This is a genomic window from Mycobacterium sp. IEC1808 (genome assembly GCF_002101935.1).
GTDB lineage: Bacteria > Actinomycetota > Actinomycetes > Mycobacteriales > Mycobacteriaceae > Mycobacterium.
Genome location: NZ_LQPV01000004.1, coordinates 1 through 19,377, shown reverse-complemented (window position 1 = coordinate 19,377; position 19,377 = coordinate 1). Strand labels below are relative to the sequence as shown.

At 65.8% G+C, this 19,377-nt stretch carries 20 protein-coding genes and 1 pseudogene; 10 read left to right on the top strand and 11 right to left on the bottom strand.

The window, feature by feature from the left end:
• The first annotated feature begins 13 nt into the window (after positions 1-13).
• Positions 14-1,609: an acyl-CoA synthetase gene (locus AWB92_RS00810; RefSeq protein ID WP_085183702.1), complete on the top strand. Its 1,596-nt coding sequence runs from the start codon at positions 14-16 to the stop codon at positions 1,607-1,609.
• 26 nt (positions 1,610-1,635) lie between these two features.
• Here AWB92_RS00810 and AWB92_RS00805 read toward each other — a convergent pair whose 3' ends face one another.
• The gene (locus AWB92_RS00805; RefSeq protein ID WP_085183640.1) at positions 1,636-2,541 is read right to left on the bottom strand and encodes a hypothetical protein; all 906 of its coding nucleotides are present in this window, start codon (positions 2,539-2,541) and stop codon (positions 1,636-1,638) included.
• 267 nt (positions 2,542-2,808) lie between these two features.
• Here AWB92_RS00805 and AWB92_RS00800 point away from each other — a divergent pair, with 267 nt between their 5' ends.
• From AWB92_RS00800 to AWB92_RS00770, 7 genes are all read left to right on the top strand, one after another.
• The gene (locus AWB92_RS00800) at positions 2,809-3,504 is read left to right on the top strand and encodes a TetR/AcrR family transcriptional regulator (protein WP_241523330.1); all 696 of its coding nucleotides are present in this window, start codon (positions 2,809-2,811) and stop codon (positions 3,502-3,504) included.
• A gap of 8 nt (positions 3,505-3,512) precedes the next feature.
• On the top strand, positions 3,513-3,992 hold the full coding sequence (locus tag AWB92_RS00795; protein WP_085183638.1) for a nuclear transport factor 2 family protein: 480 nt from the start codon (positions 3,513-3,515) through the stop codon (positions 3,990-3,992).
• The gene (locus AWB92_RS00790) at positions 3,989-4,855 is read left to right on the top strand and encodes an SDR family NAD(P)-dependent oxidoreductase (protein ID WP_085183637.1); all 867 of its coding nucleotides are present in this window, start codon (positions 3,989-3,991) and stop codon (positions 4,853-4,855) included. Before AWB92_RS00795 ends, AWB92_RS00790 begins: the two co-directional genes overlap by 4 nt.
• 1 nt (position 4,856) lies before the next feature.
• Positions 4,857-5,840: an alpha/beta hydrolase gene (locus tag AWB92_RS00785; protein WP_085183636.1), complete on the top strand. Its 984-nt coding sequence runs from the start codon at positions 4,857-4,859 to the stop codon at positions 5,838-5,840.
• 45 nt (positions 5,841-5,885) lie between these two features.
• Positions 5,886-6,962: a hypothetical protein gene (locus AWB92_RS00780; protein ID WP_085183635.1), complete on the top strand. Its 1,077-nt coding sequence runs from the start codon at positions 5,886-5,888 to the stop codon at positions 6,960-6,962.
• A gap of 17 nt (positions 6,963-6,979) precedes the next feature.
• Positions 6,980-7,762 carry an SDR family oxidoreductase gene (locus tag AWB92_RS00775; RefSeq protein ID WP_085183634.1) on the top strand — a complete coding sequence of 261 codons (783 nt, stop codon included), beginning with the start codon at positions 6,980-6,982 and terminating at the stop codon, positions 7,760-7,762.
• Between the two features lie 242 nt (positions 7,763-8,004).
• Entirely contained in the window at positions 8,005-8,880 is an 876-nt protein-coding gene (locus AWB92_RS00770; protein ID WP_085183633.1) for a cyclopropane mycolic acid synthase family methyltransferase, read from the top strand.
• Between the two features lie 7 nt (positions 8,881-8,887).
• On the opposite strand, the gene AWB92_RS00765 is transcribed toward AWB92_RS00770, so the two are convergent.
• Positions 8,888-9,193, bottom strand: coding sequence for a ferredoxin (locus AWB92_RS00765; RefSeq protein WP_085183632.1), 306 nt, complete (start codon positions 9,191-9,193; stop codon positions 8,888-8,890).
• Positions 9,193-10,317: a Rieske 2Fe-2S domain-containing protein gene (locus tag AWB92_RS00760; RefSeq protein WP_085183631.1), complete on the bottom strand. Its 1,125-nt coding sequence runs from the start codon at positions 10,315-10,317 to the stop codon at positions 9,193-9,195. Before AWB92_RS00760 ends, AWB92_RS00765 begins: the two co-directional genes overlap by 1 nt.
• Before the next feature lie 99 nt (positions 10,318-10,416).
• Here AWB92_RS00760 and AWB92_RS00755 point away from each other — a divergent pair, with 99 nt between their 5' ends.
• Complete coding sequence (locus AWB92_RS00755) at positions 10,417-12,120, top strand: 3-ketosteroid-delta-1-dehydrogenase (RefSeq protein WP_085183630.1); 1,704 nt, start codon at positions 10,417-10,419, stop codon at positions 12,118-12,120.
• Here AWB92_RS00755 and AWB92_RS00750 read toward each other — a convergent pair.
• From AWB92_RS00750 to AWB92_RS00725, 6 genes are all read right to left on the bottom strand, one after another.
• The gene (locus tag AWB92_RS00750; protein ID WP_085183629.1) at positions 12,117-12,791 is read right to left on the bottom strand and encodes a PadR family transcriptional regulator; all 675 of its coding nucleotides are present in this window, start codon (positions 12,789-12,791) and stop codon (positions 12,117-12,119) included. The genes AWB92_RS00755 and AWB92_RS00750 overlap by 4 nt on opposite strands.
• A 79-nt stretch (positions 12,792-12,870) precedes the next feature.
• Complete coding sequence (locus AWB92_RS30985; RefSeq protein ID WP_085183628.1) at positions 12,871-13,749, bottom strand: DUF2510 domain-containing protein; 879 nt, start codon at positions 13,747-13,749, stop codon at positions 12,871-12,873.
• 82 nt (positions 13,750-13,831) lie between these two features.
• Positions 13,832-14,212: an NINE protein gene (locus AWB92_RS00740; RefSeq protein WP_082973249.1), complete on the bottom strand. Its 381-nt coding sequence runs from the start codon at positions 14,210-14,212 to the stop codon at positions 13,832-13,834.
• A 97-nt stretch (positions 14,213-14,309) separates the two neighbouring features.
• Positions 14,310-15,200 (bottom strand): alpha/beta hydrolase fold domain-containing protein, encoded by an 891-nt coding sequence (locus AWB92_RS00735; protein ID WP_085183627.1) that lies wholly within the window; start codon positions 15,198-15,200, stop codon positions 14,310-14,312.
• Entirely contained in the window at positions 15,197-16,051 is an 855-nt protein-coding gene (locus tag AWB92_RS00730; protein WP_085183626.1) for a hypothetical protein, read from the bottom strand. The genes AWB92_RS00735 and AWB92_RS00730 overlap by 4 nt, the downstream gene beginning before the upstream one ends.
• A 78-nt stretch (positions 16,052-16,129) precedes the next feature.
• On the bottom strand, positions 16,130-16,576 hold the full coding sequence (locus AWB92_RS00725) for a DUF1003 domain-containing protein (RefSeq protein ID WP_085183625.1): 447 nt from the start codon (positions 16,574-16,576) through the stop codon (positions 16,130-16,132).
• A gap of 214 nt (positions 16,577-16,790) precedes the next feature.
• On the opposite strand from AWB92_RS00725, the gene AWB92_RS00720 reads away from it, so the two are divergent.
• Positions 16,791-17,927 carry an FAD-dependent oxidoreductase gene (locus tag AWB92_RS00720; RefSeq protein ID WP_085183624.1) on the top strand — a complete coding sequence of 379 codons (1,137 nt, stop codon included), beginning with the start codon at positions 16,791-16,793 and terminating at the stop codon, positions 17,925-17,927.
• On the opposite strand, the gene AWB92_RS00715 is transcribed toward AWB92_RS00720, so the two are convergent.
• Together AWB92_RS00715 and AWB92_RS00710 are read right to left on the bottom strand one after the other, a co-directional pair.
• A complete protein-coding gene (locus tag AWB92_RS00715) occupies positions 17,917-18,663 on the bottom strand; it encodes a DUF4190 domain-containing protein (protein WP_085183623.1) in 747 nt (248 codons plus the stop codon). The genes AWB92_RS00720 and AWB92_RS00715 overlap by 11 nt on opposite strands.
• A gap of 82 nt (positions 18,664-18,745) precedes the next feature.
• Positions 18,746-19,285, bottom strand: a pseudogene (locus tag AWB92_RS00710) (IS30 family transposase); the annotation flags it as partial.
• Between the last annotated feature and the right edge of the window lie 92 nt (positions 19,286-19,377).

Sequence of the window (19,377 nt, the reverse complement as noted above, 5' to 3'; positions counted from 1 at the left end):
TACCGTGGCGGGCATGCGGTCCCACGACCTGGACGCGATCATCGCGCGGGCGCGCAGCCACGGGCTCGGAGATATCCCCCGCCGCTCGGCCCGCCGACATCCGGACAAGACCGCGGTCATCGACGGCGACGTCGTGCTGAGTTTCGCCGAGTTCGACAATCTGGTCGACCGTGCCGCGGCGGCGTTGCACAACAACGGCTTTGGGCCCGGCGATCGCGTCGCGCTTTTGTCACACAACTGCTGGCAATACGCCGTGCTGGCGTTCGCCACGACCCGGGCCGGGGTGGTCCTCGTCCCGGTCAACTTCATGCTGACCGCCGAGGAGATCGGCTACATCCTCGGCCACAGTCGGGTCAGCGGATTCATTGCCGAAGCGGATTTGGTAGCGACGGCCGAAGAGGCGATGCGGCGGGGCGGCGTGGTCCGCACCCGGGTGGCTCTGGCGCCCGCCGGGCACGACAGCCCGTCCGGCTGGGACGATTTCACGCGGTGGCTGACCACCGACACCGAAGCGCCCAACCCGCACGTCGACGACGACCAACTGGTGCGGCTGATGTACACGAGCGGCACCGAGTCCCATCCGAAGGCCGCCATGCACACCAGCCGCAGCCTGATGTGGCAGTACGTCAGCACCATCCTCGCCGGCGAGATGGCCCATGACGACATCGAGATCCACTCGCTGCCCCTGTATCACTGCGCGCAGTTGGACAACTTCCTGGCCACCGACGTCTACCTCGGCGCCACCAGCATCATCCTGCCGCGACCGGACCCGGAAAGGGTGCTGCGCACAATCGAGCGCTACGGGGTCACCAACTACTTTGCTCCCCCAACGGTGTGGATCTCGCTGCTGCGATCGCCGGTGTTCGACCAGGTGGACCTGTCGAGCTTGCGCAAGGGCTACTACGGCGCCTCGGCGATGCCGGTCGAGGTGCTGGCCGAGCTGCGGCGACGCCTGCCCAATCTGAGATTATGGAATTTCTACGGCCAGACCGAAATGGCACCGCTGGCCTCCGCGCTGGGACCCGACGAGCAGGGGGCACACGCCGGTTCGGCCGGGCGTCCCGTCGCCAACGTGGAGACGACGATTCTCGACGAGGACAACGTCCCGGTCGCTACCGGCGTCGTCGGCGAAATCGCGCACCGCAGTCCACATCTAATGCTGGGTTACCTGGACGACCCGGAACGCACCGCCGAGGCGTTCAGGGGCGGCTGGTTCCACTCGGGCGATTTGGGTTTCTACGACGAGCACGGGCTGTTGCACGTCGTCGACCGGAAGAAAGACATGATCAAGACCGGCGGTGAGAACGTTGCCAGCCGCGAGGTCGAGGAGGTCCTCTACCGGCACAGCGGCATTCAAGAGGCTGCGGTGTTCGCCCTGGCGCACCCGGTCTGGGTTGAGGCCGTGGTCGCCGCCATCGTGCCCCGCGACGGCGCGACGCTGACGGAGGAGGACATCGTCGCCCACTGCCGAGAGCACCTGGCCGGATTCAAGACACCCAAACGAGTCTTTTTCGTCGACTCGTTGCCGAAAAATCCGAGCGGCAAGCTGCTGAAGCGGGAGCTGCGAGAACGTTTCGGCTCAGGACAATTTCAGCCCAGTCGCCTATAGAGGCGCGGCTGACAGCGACGGAATCGTCAGGACGAGACCGGGAAGATGGGAATCTTCTTCATCGCGCTGGCCCGGGGGTCGGGCGCGGCCGCAGCTGCCCGATGGTTTTCCTCACCGCGCGTGTAGGTCCACACGCAGAACGGCTCGCCCTTGGCGAACTTGAAATCCTTTGGCGGCAAATTGATGTCGAGTTTGCAACCAGGAAAAAACGGTGCGGAAATGCGTTGCTCGAACGTGCAGTTCATCCAGGCACGTGCCGGTGGGTAGAGGCCTTCGTCGGTGTATTTCTGCAGCACTTCACATCGACGCATGTTGAGGACCACGTGATCGGGGTTGTGCACGATGTACTCACCGCCGTAGCCGAGCGTCCCGTCGATGCTGAGGCAGGCCAATTTGAGGTAGTCGACGACATGCACCGGCTCGATTCCGAGCACCCTGGCCAGCTTGGGGTATTCGTAATCGATGATTAGTTGATACATGTCAGGCAGACCCAGCCAGACTTCGTCTTCGGGGATGATCTTCGTCCATTGATCGATGAAGTAGTTGTGTCCCTTGAGGTATTGGTCCCAGTAGGTCTTTATCAACCGTATGAGGGCTTCTTTCGTGAGGTCCTCCGTTTGGACATCGAATGGGATGGCTTGGTACTGGGCATTTTTCCAATCCCACCCTGGGGGTGCGATGAAGCGACCCATAGGCATCACCTGTCGCATCCCAGCGCGTGACACCTCCGCGGCCACGTCCATGGCAGTGTTCATGCCAACCTTTGGGGCATAGGTGGTGACATGAGCGTAGGGAACGAAATTCAGGGTGTCCTCGAAGACGCGGGCCAGCCCTAGTAGGAAACCCCTCGAGAAGTCCTGAATGTTGCCGACTTTGCCCATGAAGTCATGCGTGTAGTCCTCATAGTTCAAGTCGTCTTCTGCCACGGTCATTGGAGTTCCTCCTCTGTAGCGGATGTCGCGCCCCTACGGGAATCAAGACGATCGCGACCCGGTGGAGCCGATTTGCTGTCAGATTCTGTATTGCGTGGCAGAATCTGACAACAGTATGTTAGGCACACTCGAGACCACGGGATCACTCAACATGGCCACTGAGTGGGATACCGCATGCCGCCTGAATCACGTCGGCCACAGTCCGCCATTGCTCTCGGTTACGATGCGCCCGCACGATTCAGCCCGTGCGCGGAAAAGGAGTCCGACGTGAGTGCGCCCGGCAAGCCGACGCTGAGCGCACGGCGCGCGGAGCAGCTCCGCTTGGACATCGCAATAGCTGCTCGCGACATCTTCCTGTCCGAGGGCTCGACCTCAGCAACCGTCGAGCGCATTTCTGAGGCGGCCGGCATCGCGCCTCGCACCTTCCACCGCCACTTTCCGGTCAAGGAAGACGTCGTCATGCCATTGTTTCGCGAGTTCGGCAGGCTGAGCGTTCAAGTCCTCCAACATGCCCCGCCCACGAGCAATGCCATCGACACATTGGTGGAGGCGTTTAGCACCGAAGTCCCCAAGCGCGGACAGGTCGAGACAGACCGCCGGTTCCTGGCGTTGATGATCAACGATCCGCAGTACAGACTGCGCTGGCTTGATTGGGGACAAAACCTGGCCGAACCCATCTCAGAGTTTCTTGCCGCGCGGTTTGACCTCGGTGCGGACCCGTTTCGCCGCGAGCTGCCAGCCCAACTTGTCATCCAATGCTGCAGACACGCCTACGTTCGGTGGGTGGAGGACGGCAACTTCCGCCGCTTGAAATACGGGTTGCGGATGGGCTTCGAGATGACACTCGCATCACTGTCGCCCCGTCCTGCCGCCCTGACGAGGAGCCGACCATCACCGGCCGACTCGACACCATGTTCCACTGACCGGGCATCAGGCCTGTCACCGGCGCACAAGCCGAGTTGACTCAAGCTATGGCCATTGACATCACGCTGCCCGAATTGCAGGAGTTCATCGCCGGGTTCTGGTACCACTACGACGAGGCCCACTACGACGAGATGTCGGCCAGTTACGCCGAGGACGTGCACTATCTGACCCGAAGCGATTCCGGTGCAAGCCTTTTCGAGGAATTGATGTCACCGGAGCTCAATGGTCGGGACGCGGTGATGGAATGGCTGTCGGACCACCGCAGGCAGAGCCCGTACCCATTGCGCCACCACGCCACCAACGTGCACCGCACCGGCACCGACGGTGACGTCACCCGCGCGCGGTTCTACATCTTCGTCAACCAAATCGCCAACTTCGTGCCATTCGCGGTGTCCAGCGGGGTCGTCAACGTCGGCGTCCGGCGCGGCGCCAACGGCCTTCTGTTCACCGAGATGGACGTCGTCCTCGACGCCACCAACTCGGTGCTGCTCTCGGAGCTGGCCGCCGACAACACCGCGGGTTCGTGAGCGCCGAAACAACTTTTTCCGGCGGGGTTGCCGTCATAACCGGGGCCGGCTCCGGCCTCGGTGCAGGCTTGGCGCGCCACGCGAGCCGGCTCGGCATGACCGTGGTGCTGGCCGACATTGACGGCGCGGCGGCCGCGTCGGTCGCCGACGAACTGCGCGCCGCGGGCGGGGCGGCTGTCGACGTCGTCTGCGACGTGCGCGACCCTGACGCCGTGCAGGACCTTTCCGATCGGGTCTACGGAGACGTCGGCCCGGTGCGGTTGCTGGTCAACAACGCCGGGGTCGAACAGCTCGGCTACCTGTGGGACACGCCAGTAGCCAATTGGCGGCGCACCATCGACATCAACGTCGGCGGCGTCTTTTACGGCGTGCGCGCTTTCCTGCCGAAGATGATGTCGACCGACGAGCGGGCGTGGGTGTGGAACATCGCGTCGGTGGGGGCGGTGGTGGCGATTCCGTTGCAAGCGCCGTACATCGTCAGCAAGCATGCGGTGCTGGCATTGACCGAGTGCCTGTACTTGGAAGTCGAGTCGACCGGACACGCCAACCACATTCACGTGCAAGCCGTGCTCCCCGGTCCCGTGTCGTCCAACATCTTCGAGTCGGCCGGCGGAATCGACGCCGACGGTGACGTGGTCGCCGCCGAGGCGCAACGCGCCACGATGCTGGATCTCAAGGGCACGGCCATGGACCCGACGGACGCCGCCGAGGCGTTGTTCCGGCAGGCCATAGACGGACGCTTCTACCTACACACCCACCCCGACACGGTGGGCGCCGCGATGGCCGAGCGAGCCGATGTGCTCGCCTCACAACGACCCCCGGCGCTGCGCACCGAAAGCCGCTTCGACACGACAAAGCGATGAGATGGTAACGCCCGCACTGGATCCCGACGCGGCGGCGCGCGTCGCATCGTTCGGCCCCGTCGCACCGATGCGACAACGCGGGCTGGCCGCGGTGCGCGCCGGGCTCGAATCCGCCCCGCTGCCCGAAACGATGCCAGAAATGGCCGTCGTCACCGATACCGCGATTCCCGGTCCGGCGGGCGACATCCCGGCCCGGATCTACCACCCCACCGCCGACGCCGGCGGCCCCGTGCTGGTTTACCTACACGGGGGCGGGCTGGTGATGGGTTCCAACTACTCGTTCGAACCGCTGGCACGCGAGCTGGCCGCGGCGTCGGTGGCCACCGTCGTGGCCGTCGATTACCGGTTGGCCCCGGAGTTTCCACCGCCGGCGCAGTTCGACGATGCCTACGCGGCAACCGCATGGGTCTCCCGAAATGCCGCCGAACTGGGTGTCGACGGGGAGCGGCTCGCGGTGGTCGGCGACAGCGCCGGCGGGTCGCTCGCGGCCGGGGTCGCGCTGGCCGCCCGGGACCGCGGCGGACCCGCGATCTGCGCACAGGTGCTGCTCTATCCGGGGCTGGATCGCGACATGTCCGCGTCCTCCGTTGGCGCGCTGGCCGATGCACCGCTACTCGCGCGCGACGACATCGATTACATGCACGCGCTCGTCGACGGCGACGCCGGTGCGCCCACCGATCCCTATCTGGTCCCGGCCTACGCCGCCGATCTGTCCGGCCTACCGCCTGCGATTGTGGTGACTGGCGGCTGCGATCCGATCCGGGACTGGGGCGAGCGGTACGCGGCCCGGCTACGCGACGCAGACGTGCAGACCACCAGCACCCGCTATCCCGGCATGTACCACGGCTTTTTGATGCGCTCCGATGCGACCGCGCGGGGCCGGCTGGCCATCGCCGAGATCGGCGCGCTGCTGCGGGCACGGTTCAACCACCCCCTTCGTTTCGACGTCCCGATGACCGGACAACGGTCGGCCGCATCGCGCTGACGCTGCGCACAATTGGTCGATCCAGAACTGCAAAGGAGACAGCTGATGCTCACCGAGGAGCGGCGGATGGAGCTTTCCGACGTGCTGCGGCCGGCCAATCCGCCCCGCGAAATCGACAACGTCTACACCGACGACCAGCATGATCGTCTGCTCGACGTGGTCCGCACCGAAGGCCCCTGGAAGCTGATCATCGCCCAGCACTTCGCGTCGGCCGACGAGCTGATGGCGACGATGAGCGGCATGTTCCCCGAAGGATTCACCCCGTCGCTGGATCTGTTTCTGACGCCGACCTTCCGCGGCTACCTCGCCAATTACGGTGCGGTGCTCTACCCGCAACTGCACGACTGCTTCTACAGCGAGCGTTTCCTGGATCTCGCCAAGGCCTACTGGAAAGCCGAATACGCCAAGCCACAGCTGATGTTGTTCAACATCAACGGACCGTGCGCCAATCGCGACCCGGGGCACCTGGATTCGCCGAGCTTTCGCGGGGTCCGGCACGAGAATGCGCCCACCTGGCTGACCAGCGTGATGGGCAAGTCCGGCCTATTCCAGGACTACCTGATCAAGATGGCACAGGTGATCACCTGGTTCTCGCTCGATGCCGGCAGCGGCTTCACCTACTGGCCCGAAGGGCCGCTCAAGGAACCCGAGCGCATCCTGCCGCCAATCAACAACCGCGGCATCGTGGTCCAGAACGAGATGATGGTGCACCGCGGCGAGGCCAATGGTCCACTGGCCCAACAAATTCCGGCCGGCCTGGCATTCGACACCATGTTCACCGGCGACCCAAGCGATCCCGACTATTGGTTGCTGAAGAACGGTGACGACGTGATCGCCCGTCACCACACCGACGAACTGCGCTTCCTGGTGCACTGGTCGGCCGAAGTGTTCGTCGACTACGACGAGCTGAAGAAGAACATGGAAGGCTCCGACGACCTTACGGTCGACAAGGCAATCGACATGATGGTCGACGATCTCATGGGCAAGGGCATCAAGCTGGACATCCCCAGCGAACCGCTGCACGATCCGGCGTTCGTCGGCGCCCTCAACGCCGCATACGACCTTGGCGGCCCGGCGGTCTACCCCGAGGAAGCCCCGCTCAGCGCCTTCCAGCTCGCATGACCGAAAGGGGTTGGCTGATGGATCGTTTCGCAGACAGACGGGTCATCGTGACTGGAGCGGGCTCCGGAATCGGGCAGGCCACCGTGGCCCGGTTGCTCGACGAGGGCGCCACCGTGGTGGCCTACGACATCTCGGCTGACGGGCTGTCGAGCACCGCGGCCACCGCCGACGATGCGGGCAGCGGTAAGCGACTGACCAGCGCGGTCCTCGACGTTTCCGACGAGGGCGCGGTAACAGCCGCGGTGGATGCGGCGCTGAACGAACTCGGTGGTCTCGAAGTGCTCGTCAATGCGGCCGCCATCCAGCGCTGCGCCAACACCCACCAGCACACGCTGGACGACTGGAACGCCACCCTGGCGGTTAACCTGACAGGGACCTTCCTGATGACCCGCCAGGCGCTTCCGGCGCTGCTGGACTCCGGTCGCGGCGTCGTTGTCAACTTCACCTCTACCGCGGCGTCGTTCGCACACCCCTACATGGCGGCCTATGCCGCCAGCAAAGGCGGCGTGTTGTCATTCACACACTCGTTGGCGCTCGAATATTCCAAACAGGGCCTGCGCGCAGTAAACATCCAACCCGGCGGGGTCTCCACCGCGCTCGCACTCAGCACCTTGGACAAGATGCCCGAGGGGTACGACCTCGGCCTCTGGGCCAAGCAGACACCGCTGCTGCACGGGAAAGACAACCCCATCCTGGGCGACCCGAGCGCCGTGGCATCGGTAATCGCCATGGTCGCGTCCGATGACGGCGCGTTCATCACCGGCACGGAAATCCGGATCGACGGCGGCGCGCACGCCTGAACTCGTGCCTTCCGGTCGATTCGGAGCCGATCCGGTGGCCTAATGGCAACGGCCAATTATCACGGGCCCAGAATCAAAAGCCGCGCAACGATCGCATTCAAAATTCGCCCTGTTTCGCTACCTCGCTGCGGTGCCCAATACGTGTAATCTCCCTTACCGAATGGTGCGGATCAGTCGCGGGGGAACCCGCGCCGGCGTGAAGCCTGCAGGGACTCCCTGCCCGAGCCGTTGCGAGAGGACGCATGCGACAAAGTGCGCAAAGCCTGCGGCCGCACTTCGAGGACGTACAGGCTCACTACGACCTTTCCGACGACTTCTTCGCGCTATTCCTAGACCCGACGCGGACGTACACCTGCGCCTACTTCGAGCGCGACGACATGACCCTGGAAGAGGCCCAGATCGCGAAGATCGACCTGGCGCTGGGCAAACTGGGCCTGCAGCCGGGCATGACGCTCCTCGACGTGGGTTGCGGTTGGGGTTCGGCGATGCTTCGGGCGCTGGAGAAGTACGACGTCAACGTGGTCGGCCTGACCCTGAGCAGGAATCAGGTGGCCTATGTCGAAAAATTGTTCGCTGAATCGGACAGCCCCCGTTCCAAGCGAGTGCTGCTGCAGGGTTGGGAGCAGTTTCACGAGCCGGTGGACCGGATCGTCGCGATCGGCCCGCTCGAGCATTTCGGCTACGACCGCCACGTCCCCTTCTTCAAGTGGGCCCATAACCTGCTGCCGGCCGACGGCACGATGCTGCTCCATACGATCGTCGTGTTGAGCCGCGAGCAGATCCGGCAGCGCAACCTTCCGTTGACGATGTGGCATATCCGATTTGTCAAATTCCTTCTGGAAGAGATCTTCCCCGGCGGCAGGCTGCCGACGGTGGAAATGGTCGAGGAGAATTCCACGGCGGTTGGGTTCAGCGTCAGCCGGATCCATCGACTCCGGCCGCACTACAAGAGAACGCTCGACATGTGGGCGGCGGCCCTGGAGGCCCACAAGAGCGAGGCGATCGCGATCCAGTCGGACGAGGTCTACGAGCGGTACATGAGGTACCTGACCGGTTGTGCCGAATTGTTCCGCGATGGCTACACCGATTTGTGCCAGTTCACGCTGGAAAAGAAATAGTTCCGATTTAGGTTGTGGCACGCACTGTTTCGTCGACGATAGACAACGCCCCGCATCGCACCGCGTCGACAATCGACTCGCTCAGCGCCGAGCACGCGAGGAACACCCCGCGGCTCCCGGGCGCCGAGATTCGTTCCGCGTCAAGGCGTTCGGCACACCGGGCGGTCGCGTCTGCGGTCCACTGAACACTGGTCTGGTTCCAACTGCTCTTGCGCGCCAGCACCTGTGCGCCGCAGGCGCGGCAGGCCACCGGAATCATCGGCATCTCAGCCAGGCGATTGTCGTCGTCGCTGACGGGTGAATCGAGCGTCATCATGACTGGGCGGCCATGTTCGCCTCGACCTGTTTCATCCACGCTTCGTAGGGCCGGGTGGTATCGAGCTCGAATTCGAAGCGGTCCACCATGTCCGGCCGCACGTCGGCCAGGTCGACATAAAACTGTTCGTACCAACGACGCAGCTGATAGACCGGGCCGTCCTCCTCGACCAGGAGCGGGTTATCGATACGCGCCTTGTGGCGCCAGATCTGCACATCCTGCTCGAAACCCAGCTTGACGAAGTCACCAAGACTGATCGCGGTCTGCACCGCGAGGTCCTCCGGCAACGCTTCGGATTTTTTGACGATGATGCCATATTGCAGCACAAAGGAATTCGCATCGATCGGATAGTGGCAATTGATGAGCACCGTGTGGTGGTCGGCGTCCGCATAGTGATAGGTCAGGTCGTCGATCATGAAGGACGGGCCCCAGTAGGACGCCACCGAGGTGGTACCGAGCATTCGCGCACCTTCGGTTCCACCGAGGTCCGGGCGGCCCGCACTGTTCATGTACTGCGTCGCCACGTGTCCTTCGAAGATGTTCTTGAAATGCGTGGGCAACGAGCCGTGGATATAGAAGAAGTGCGCCATGTCCACGACGTTGTCAATGATTTCACGGCAATTGGTGTTCACGACAGTGGTGTACCAGTGCCAGTCGGTCCAGTCGTCACTGGACGCACCTTCGATACGAGCAATGCTGACCTCGGGTGGGGGCGGGTTGAGCTCCGGGTCGTTCCACACGAACAACATGCCGTCCTGCACCAGCGTGTGCCACGCCCGCGTACGGGCCAACCGGGGAGTGCGCCTGCTGTACGGGACTAGCTTGCATCGCCCGTCGCCGCCCCAGCGCCAGTCGTGGAACGGGCACGCTATCTCGTTGCCCTTGACCTCGCCCTGGGACAGGTCACCGCCCATGTGCCTGCAGAAGCCGTCGAGGACGTTGATGTCGCCGTCGCCGCTGCGGAACACAACAAGCTTCTGCCCGAAGGCGTTGACCGCGTGCGGCTTGCCGTCACCGAAGTCTCTGACCAGGCCGAGGCAGTGCCAACCGCGGGCGAACCGCGTCGGCGTGGCCTGCGCTTCTATGAGCCGAATTTCGTCGGCGTCGGACTGCAGAGTCATGTGCGCTATTCAACTCAAGGGCCGGGCAATGGGGCCGGCTTGTTCCACTCATCAGGAGGGCTCTTCCTTCGGCGCGTCAGCCCGGCATATGTTCTCACCGTGACTCAGCGCAGCACGACGATTCCCGCCGGACTTCCGGTCGCCGATACCGTGGTCGACCTGCTGGTGATCGGCTCGGGCACCGGCATGTCGGCTGCGCTGGCTGCGCATGAGCTGGGACTGTCGGTGCTCATCGTCGAGAAGTCGTCCTACGTGGGCGGCTCGACCGCCCGGTCCGGGGGCGCCCTGTGGCTGCCCGCCGGACCGGTGCTGGCCGATGCCGGCGCCAACGACACCGCCGAGCGTGCCGCAACCTATCTGGGCGCGGTGGTCGATGGGTCGGCACCAGCGGAGCGTTCCGCCGGCTTTGTCGCTCATGTGTCCGCGACGGTCGAAATGTTGCGCCGCACGACGCCGCTGCGGCTCTTCTGGGCCCGCGACTATTCCGACTACCACCCGGAGAAGCCCGGCGGCAGCGCGGCCGGACGGACCTGCGAGTGCCGGCCACTGGACACGTCGATTCTCGGCGAATACCGCACCCGACTCAGACCAGGTGTGCTGGAGGCCGGCGTCTCGATCCCGACGACGGGTGCTGACTACCGCTGGATGAACCTCGTGGTTCGGGTCCCCCGTAAGGGCATTCCGACGTTCGCGAAGCGAGTGGCACAGGGCGTGGGCGGCCGTCTGCTGGGCCGACGCTACGCGGCCGGTGGCCAGGGCCTGACGGCCGGGCTGTTCGCGGGTGTGCTGCGTGCCGGCATCCCGGTGTGGACCAACACCACGCTAATGCGCCTCGACGGCCACGGCAGCCGCGTGAGCGGCGCGATCGTCGGCCACGACGGCCGCGAGGTGACAATCACGGCACGGCGGGGGGTAGTGCTGGCCACCGGGGGTTTCGATCACAGCATGGAGATGCGGTGGAAATTCCAGTCGGAGTCGCTGGGCGCCGACTTCAGCCTGGGCGCCGAATCCAACACCGGTGACGGCATCCGCGCCGCGCAAGAACTCGGCGCGGACATCGATTTGATGGACCAGGCTTGGTGGTTCCCCGCTGTCGCGCCGCTGCCCGGTAAGGCACCCATGGTCATGCTCGCCGAGCGGTCACTTCCCGGCTGCCTGATCGTGGACCAACACGGCCACCGTTTTTGCAACGAGTCGACCGATTACATGACGTTCGGTCAACGGTTGCTCGAACTGGAGCGATCGGGCAGCCCGATCGAAACGATGTGGATCATCTTCGATCAGCAATACCGCAACAGCTATGTGTTTGGCGCGGAACTGTTTCCGCGGATGCCGATCCCGCAGGCGTGGTACGACGCGGGCATCGCCTCGCGGGCCGACAGCCTCGCCGGCCTGGCCGCGCAGATCGGCGTTCCTGTGGCGGAGTTCGCCCAGACGATGGTTCGCTTCAACGAAAGCGCCTGCGCCGGAGAGGATCCCGATTTCGGTCGGGGTCGCAGCGCCTATGACCGCTACTACGGCGACCCGACGATAACCCCGAACCCCAACCTGCGTCCGCTGACCAAGGGCCCGTTCTATGCCGTGAAAATGGTGCTCAGCGATCTGGGCACCTGCGGCGGCCTGAAGGCGGACGAACGGGCGCGGGTGCTGCGCGAGGACGGGCGCGTGATCGCCGGGTTGTACGCGATCGGCAATACCGCTGCCAACGCGTTTGGCACGACGTATCCGGGGGCCGGCGCGACGATCGCGCAGGGGCTGGTCTACGGCTACATCGCGGCGCTCGACGCAGCGAGCACCGGCTAGTCAGCCGCGCGCTTGGCCTCGACCTGCTTCTCGATCTCACGCCAGTACCCCGGCGTGGGCCGTGGTTTACCGAAACCGCTCTTCGCGGCCTTCTGGATGATCGTGTCGGCCTCGTCGATGTCCTTCATCAGTTCGAGCGCGAACTCACGCTCCGCGGCGTAGTACTTGGCCGCCCAGCGCAGCGCAATCACCGAATACGCCCAGGCCGGTTCCGCCTCGGCACCCTCGGCGTCTTCCATCGCCTTCTGGTGCCTGGCCTCCGCGAACGCGACATGCTCCTGCAGCAGTTCCTTCAGCCGAGCCGGATTGCTGAGGTGGCCGAAGGTGACTCGCAGCAGCACGCTGTGCTTGAGCACGGGCGGATCCACCGGTGCGTGATTGGTCCACTCGGTGACGGCGTCCATCCCCGCCCGGGTGATTTTGTAAAGCCGGCGGCTGCGGGTGCCCTCGTCGTGCTCGACGCGCGACGTGACCAGCCCTAGCCCCTCGAGTTTCTTCAGCTCCGTGTAGATCTGGCTATAGGACGGACTCCAGTAGTAGAGGTCGACACTCCAATCGATCCACTTTTTGAGGTCGTATCCCGAGACTTCCTCTTCGTAGGACATCATTCCCAGCAGCGTCCAACTGGTGGCGGCAAGCGCCGACTTCACCCGCTTGTCGCTGTCGTCCATTTCGCCAGATTAACAACACGGGTCACATCGACGCGGCGCGAAGGACCGCTGGCCGGGACACCGAATCGCCCCGAACTTTCTAGGCCCGTTCCGCCTTCGACCGTTCCATCCACAGCAACACGACGCCCACGGCGGTGACGATGACCGCCGCCGCGTACACCATCATCCCGAACGCCGGCGTGACGTTGACGAAGCCTTCGCCCTCGTTGTTCTTCGTGGCCACGGTGTGAAACCAGACGAACGTCAGGGCACCCAGCAGGGCGACCGCCACGCTGAGCCCAATGAGCCGGGCGGGCGGCACCCGGGATCCCGACACGGCAGGCAACGCCAAAAACGCGGCCACGACGGCCAGCAGGATGACGACGAACTTCGCCGTTCCGTCGGCGGCAACCCCGTGCGAACTCAGAGTCCGGCCGAACAGCTTCAGGCTGACGGTCGCGAACGGCAGGAATATCGAGATGACGGTGACGAGCAGTCCCCCCAGCACGATCCAGGCGGGGACCGAGATCCTGGCCGCCACGTCCCTCACCGCCGCGAGGCCGTCGGACTGTGCGTTCGAGCCGGGCTGGGCGGGCAAATCGGGCCCCGGCCGCGCTCCGGATGGTGAATATCCCGGCGGGGGCGGCCGATTGGGCGCCTGAGACGGCGGAAGGGGCGGGCGCGGGGGCGCCGTCGGCGCGGACGCGCGTGGAGGCGGCGGCGGGGGCAGCGGCGTTGCGCGGGTCTGGGCCGCCGAGGGCAGATCAGACCCGGGCGGCCGGGGCGGTAGCGGTGTGACCTGGGTCGGCGCCGCAGAGGGCGCGGGCGGGGGTTGCTGCGGCGGCATGACCGGTGGTCGCGCTGCCCGCGCGTCGGGTTTGCGCTGTTGGTGCGGTGTCCAGGTCCGGCCGTCCCAGTAACGCTGGGCGTTGGGGTCGCGTGGGTCGTCGTACCAGCCAGGCTGGTTGGGCGTCGTCATCGGCGGATCCTCCCCTGTGGACTGAACTGCCCCCGCAAACGCGAGAATACGCGCGGCCACGCTCGAGGCCCGGCCGTGCGCCTCAGTCGCGCAGCGTGCGTCCCTCCGCGTCGGGCACCTTGCCGACGAGAATCATGATCCCGTCGATCAGCGGCCAGATGGCGCCGATCCCGCAGGTCAGCCAGGACACCGCGATTTGGGCGATGCCGACGTTGGTGTAGCCGAGGTAGAAGCGGCCGACGCCGAAACTGCCTACGAAGATCTGCAGCAGCCCCGCGAGGAGCTTGCTCTTGTCCGACAGCGGCCGTCCGTAGGCGTCGACGCCATACGGCGCGCCACCGTATGGAGCGACGCCCGCGCCCGCGGCAGGCGCGTTGGCGTGCCATTGCTGGCCGTCCCAATACATTTGGCCGGGCTGGCCGCTCGGGTCCGGGTACCACCCGGCGGATGGCTGTTCGGTCATTGTGTTTCCCTCTCTTCTGAAGGCGATGAATGCACCTGCGGCTCAGCCGATCACGCCCATCATTGCACCGGCGAGCCGAATTTGTCCGGTATGAACTTCAGTTCGCCCGCAACCGTTCGACGATGAGCGCTCGCGCGGCGCGGCCTTCGGGCGTCGGGGTGAGGGGGTAAACGTGCACCAGGCCGGGTTGTTCGTGGTAGTCGATCTGCACACCGGCCGCCGCCGCCTTTTCGGCCAGCAGTCGCGCGTCGGGGTTGAGGATGTCGCGGGTGCCGCTGAACACGGTCAGCGGTCCCAGGCCGGACAGATCGGCGTTCAGCGGGCTCACCATCGTGTCGGTCATCGGCAGGTCACCACACCAGCGCTTGGCGAACTCCAGCAGTCCCACCCGCGTCAGCCACGGATCGTCGACCGCATCGATCAACGGGTTGGCCAGCGACACATCGAGAACGGGCGAGATCAGCACGGTTTCGGGCAGGACCAGGCGGCGCTCGTCGCGCAGTAGCAACGCCGCCGACAGGGCCATCTGTCCCCCGGCGGAATCCCCGGCCAGGCACACGCTGTGGTCGGGCATCGCCTTCTCGGCAACCAGCTCGGCGATCCTGGGGACCACCTCGGCCGCGGTCGCGAACGGCGCCAGCGGATAGATCGGCACGACCACTCGGACGCACGCGTCGGCGGCGATTTGTACCGCCAATTTCCAATGCCGTGAAGCGATTTCGTTCACCCAGGCGCCGCCGTGCAGGTAAACGACCGTGCGCTGCGGCTCGTGCAGCGACTGCGCTGTCAAGGTGTAGATCGGCCAAACCGATTCCCGGTCCAGGTGCAGGTTGACGTCCTTGCGCAACCCCGGCGGGGGTCCGTAGAACTGCGGGTGCGCCGCGCGCTGATCGATGTGATCGCGGGCGCTTTGCGCGCTGCGGTATGCGCGGGCCCGCGTCAGACGGATGACGGCGGGCAGGGCCCGACTCCGCCAGCTCAGGCTCATCTGATCTGGACCCCCCGCTTGCGCACCCACACCAGAGCACCGACGGTTCCCGCGATCCAGACCGCCACCGCGATGGCCAGATGTACGAAGCTCTTCGTGTCCCGCCCGAACACCGGCCAGATCAAGGCGGGAACTTTCGTCCACAGCAGGCGGTGCTCGACGCCGTTCATCGGATCGGCGACGTAGTACAGGGCGTAGGGCAGCGTCAGCGCCAAGATCCAGGCGCCGGTGCGGCGACGATCGCCACGCTGCCGCCAGCGCCGAAGCAGCGGCTCGACGCTCACCGGGTGCAGCACCGAGAAAAAATTCCCGACGCCCAGCCAGGACACGATGGGCACGGCGACGGTCGGGATGGTCACCGCCAGGCGCCCCGGCGTTTGGAACCACAGCGTGAGGACCATCGCCGTCAGCAACGTCGGCAGCCCCACGATCGTCAGCAGTGCCAGGTTCTTGATCAGGAGCACTCGCCAGAAGGGCACCCCGTCGGACAGCGCCTGTTGGACGCGGTAGTGGTCGGCACCGAGCAGGTTGGTGGTGGTGACGTCCGCGAGGACCCACGAGGAAAAGTACGTGCCGACCAGAACCGCCCAGTCATGGTGATGGCGGCCCGGCGTCAGCGGCTGCACCAGCAGCCACGCCGCGGCGAAGACGACGTTGGCCACCACCCCCATCAGCCAGTTACGCGGCGGCGTGAACGCCCAGCGGATCTCGGCCGCGACCGCCGGCCCGAGCTTTTGTTGCAAGTCCTTGGCGGCCCGCCTGGCCGCGGCGGGCCGAGGTGCGGTTGCACGCGCCGCGGCGCGCAGCGCGGCGTCAACCCGCGGACGCATCGTCGCCTGCAATTCCAACATTTGCTCCCCCACATTAGAGCGGTTGTCCGTGCCACCACCCGCTCTGGCAAGGCTTTTCGCCGCGTGTCGTAGCCGTTGTCAACTCGGCGGTCCGATATAGCGCCGGTGCAGTTCCTGGGTGAGGAGGTGAATCTCGCGGGTGAGCTCGGTGTTGGTCTTCAGCTCCAAGTCCTCCATCTGGTAGTCATGGTCGGCCCGGGCCTGCTGGAACGCCGCCTGACGGTTCTGACCGATCATCACGAAGGTCGACAGGAAGATCGCTTCGAGCGACACCGCCAGGGTCAGGGTGGGCCATGGACTGCGTTCCAAGAACAGCATCCACACGCCGAACAGGGCCGCGTGCAGCCAGACGAAGTTCATCGACCCGGCAAACGCGGTTATCCGGTCGGCCAGGCGCAGCTGGAGGTCCTGGCCCCGCCTGCGGGCCTCCGCGATGACGGCCGGGTGGTGCACTTGGCCGCCGCGCAGCAGCCGGCGCGGAATCAGTTGCGGATTGTGGTAATGCGCATCGGCCTGTGTCGTCATGTGAGCGGTTCCTTTCGGTGCCGTGGCGGTACCCCGCCGCTGGGTAATGCTAATGGGCTGCGCCCTGCAGGCCGACGCCCAATGGCGCGTCGCTAGAACGTGTTACAGTTTGCCCACCACGCGCGTAAGGAGGCCCGGATGGATGCCGTCGCACCGGCCTGGCCAACCGAAAACCGCTGCCGCACAAGAGAATCGCGCCGCGCGTGATCCGGACATGAGCCGCAAGCGTGTCGTCGTCGCCGGACTGGGAGACGTCGGTGTCCTGACCGCCATCCGCCTGGCCCGGCACGCCGACGTCGTCGGGATCTCCGCCAAACCCGCGCTGGTGAGCGGCCAGGAACTCGGCGTCCGGCTGTCCCGCCCCGAGGACTGGGCCCGCGACTACTGGATCCCGTTCGACAAGTTCCGCCGCCTGGACGACGTGCGCACGGAGCAGGCGACGCTGACCGGGCTCGACCTGGCGGCCCGAACGGTGTTGGGCCGGCGCGACGACGGCACCCCCCTGGCCGAGGAGTTCGACGCGCTGGTCATCTCGACGGGTGTCAGCAACGGGTTCTGGCGGCGCCCGACCCTGCAGTCGCCCACCGAGATCGGCGCCGACCTGCGCGCCGCCCATGACCGGCTGGCCGCCGCGGATTCGGTGATCATCGTGGGTGGCGGAGCGGCCGCGGTCAGCAGCGCCGTCAACATCGCGACCACCTGGCCGGGCAAGCGGGTCGACCTCTACTTCCCCGGCGAGCGGGCGCTGGGCGAGTATCACCCGGCGACGTGGCGGCGCATCCGGAACCGACTGGTCGACCTGGGCGTGGGCGTGCACCCCGGCCATCGCGCCCATATCTCCGACGGCTTCTGCGGTGAGGAAATCACCGGGGAACCGGTCCACTGGAGCACCGGGCAATCCCCGGCTGCCGCCGACGCGGTGCTATGGGCGATCGGCCGGGTACGCCCCAACACCGATTGGCTGCCACCGGAACTCCTGGACGAGCGCGGCTTCGTTCGCGTCACGCCGCAGCTGCGGGTGCCCGGCCATCGGGGCGTGTTCGCGGTCGGGGACGTCGCGGCCACCGACCCCCTCCGCAGCTCCGCACGCAATCGTGGAGATGCGTTGGTAGCGAACAACATTCGCGCCGAGTTCGCGGGCCGGGACCTGCGCGCCTTCCGGACCCCGGGCCGGCGGTGGGGTTCGTTGGTGGGCATCCAGCCCAACGGGCTCGAGGTCTTCTTCCCCACCGGCCATTCGTTGCGGTTCCCGTCCTGGTCGGTCGAGCGGGTGGTGATGCCTTGGGTCGTCCGATGGGGCATGTACCGCGGGATCCGCGAAAACCAGCCGCTTCGGCCGCTCAGCTCTTGATGGACCCGGTTCGCTTGGTGGTGAACGTCGCGACGCACACCATGGCGCGGTCGCCGCGCTGCCACGATTCGCGGGTGGGCGGCATGATCGCCAGGTCGATGTCGGGATCCAACAATGCGGACGGCGAGTACGACGCCAGGTCGTCCTTGCAGTCCTTGCCGTAGGCACCGAATCCGGACTCGCCGGGGAACGGCCCGTCGGGGATGGTCACGATCCCCGCCACCTCGCCCGCGTGGGGCCGGTCGCAGCTGGTGGTGTCCACCGAGGAGATGCGGTTGCCCCTGGGCAACTCGGCGAAGCAGTCCCCGACCTTGATGTCGCGCGCGCTGACCGTGTTGGTCGGCGACAGGGCGACCACCACGATGACGACGGCGATGCCGACCGCCCAGGCGCCGGAGAGGACGAGCCCGCCGATGGCCATTCCCCGGCCGCGCTGCCCGCCGGGTTTCGTCTTGCCCAGCGCGATGACGCCGAAGATGACGCTGAGCAGGATTCCCCCGACCGCACCGAAAATCAGTGAGGCGACGGCGAATCCGCTGGTCGTCTGGGCCTGCGGCGGCAGCGCGTAGCCCGGCGGCGGGTACGGGCCCGGCGGGTAGGGCGCGGGATAAGGACTTGGCGGGTAAGGCGGCGTATAGGGCCCCGGCGGGTACCGGCCGGGGTAGGGCGGCGGATATCCACCCTGGGGAGGGGGCGGTTGGTATGTGGGCGGGCCCGGGTCCGTCGGATGCGACATGCCTAACTGTACGACCGGTGGTCACGGCACCGCTTCGCGACCGTAACCTGGCCGCGAATTTTGACGGACAGTTTCAAGGACTCTATGCAACAGCTGTTGGTTTGAACGGGTTGCAGAGTAGTTCATCGAGGGCCTCGGCCGGGGTTTTCCAGCCGAGAGTCTGGCGGGGCCGGGTGTTGAGTTTGGCCGCGACGTAGTCGAGGTAGTCGGCCGGAAACACCGACAGGTCAGTGCCTTTGGCAAAGTACTGACGCAGCAGCCCGTTGGTGTTCTCGTTGGTGCCACGCTGCCGCGGCGAGTGCGGATCGCAGAAGTAGATATCTAGATCGGTGGCCTTGGCGATCTGGGCGTGGTTGGCCATCTCCTTGCCCTGGTCGCAGGTCAGTGTCTTGCGCAGGATCGCGGGCAGCGCGGCCAGCTTGGCCACGATCGCCTCTTGGACGGCCTCGGCGCCATGTCCGTCGGGCAGATGCAGCAGCATCACAAACCGGGTGCTGCGCTCCACGACGGTGCCGATCGCTAAGCCCGAGGCAGTGCTGCCCAGGATCAGATCTCCCTCCCAATGCCCGGGCACGGCACGGTCAGCGACGGTGGCCGGGCGCTGGCTGATGTTGACCATGGGGGCTGTCAAGACCATGGGGGCTGTCAAGATAACTGTGTAAGATGTTGCGGCCGTTCATCTTTGGGTCATAGTGGGAGTCGGTCGGGGAATTG

Bases quoted from the DNA above. Each gene is read 5' to 3' on its own strand.
- AWB92_RS00810 (WP_085183702.1), top strand. From the start codon at position 14: ATGCGGTCCCACGACCTGGACGCGATCATCGCGCGGGCGCGCAGCCAC.
- AWB92_RS00805 (WP_085183640.1), bottom strand. From the start codon at position 2,541: ATGACCGTGGCAGAAGACGACTTGAACTATGAGGACTACACGCATGAC.
- AWB92_RS00795 (WP_085183638.1), top strand. From the start codon at position 3,513: ATGGCCATTGACATCACGCTGCCCGAATTGCAGGAGTTCATCGCCGGG.
- AWB92_RS00785 (WP_085183636.1), top strand. From the start codon at position 4,857: ATGGTAACGCCCGCACTGGATCCCGACGCGGCGGCGCGCGTCGCATCG.
- AWB92_RS00780 (WP_085183635.1), top strand. From the start codon at position 5,886: ATGCTCACCGAGGAGCGGCGGATGGAGCTTTCCGACGTGCTGCGGCCG.
- AWB92_RS00775 (WP_085183634.1), top strand. From the start codon at position 6,980: ATGGATCGTTTCGCAGACAGACGGGTCATCGTGACTGGAGCGGGCTCC.
- AWB92_RS00770 (WP_085183633.1), top strand. From the start codon at position 8,005: ATGCGACAAAGTGCGCAAAGCCTGCGGCCGCACTTCGAGGACGTACAG.
- AWB92_RS00765 (WP_085183632.1), bottom strand. From the start codon at position 9,193: ATGACGCTCGATTCACCCGTCAGCGACGACGACAATCGCCTGGCTGAG.
- AWB92_RS00760 (WP_085183631.1), bottom strand. From the start codon at position 10,317: ATGACTCTGCAGTCCGACGCCGACGAAATTCGGCTCATAGAAGCGCAG.
- AWB92_RS00750 (WP_085183629.1), bottom strand. From the start codon at position 12,791: ATGGACGACAGCGACAAGCGGGTGAAGTCGGCGCTTGCCGCCACCAGT.
- AWB92_RS30985 (WP_085183628.1), bottom strand. From the start codon at position 13,749: ATGACGACGCCCAACCAGCCTGGCTGGTACGACGACCCACGCGACCCC.
- AWB92_RS00740 (WP_082973249.1), bottom strand. From the start codon at position 14,212: ATGACCGAACAGCCATCCGCCGGGTGGTACCCGGACCCGAGCGGCCAG.
- AWB92_RS00735 (WP_085183627.1), bottom strand. From the start codon at position 15,200: ATGAGCCTGAGCTGGCGGAGTCGGGCCCTGCCCGCCGTCATCCGTCTG.
- AWB92_RS00730 (WP_085183626.1), bottom strand. From the start codon at position 16,051: ATGTTGGAATTGCAGGCGACGATGCGTCCGCGGGTTGACGCCGCGCTG.
- AWB92_RS00725 (WP_085183625.1), bottom strand. From the start codon at position 16,576: ATGACGACACAGGCCGATGCGCATTACCACAATCCGCAACTGATTCCG.
- AWB92_RS00720 (WP_085183624.1), top strand. From the start codon at position 16,791: ATGAGCCGCAAGCGTGTCGTCGTCGCCGGACTGGGAGACGTCGGTGTC.
- AWB92_RS00715 (WP_085183623.1), bottom strand. From the start codon at position 18,663: ATGTCGCATCCGACGGACCCGGGCCCGCCCACATACCAACCGCCCCCT.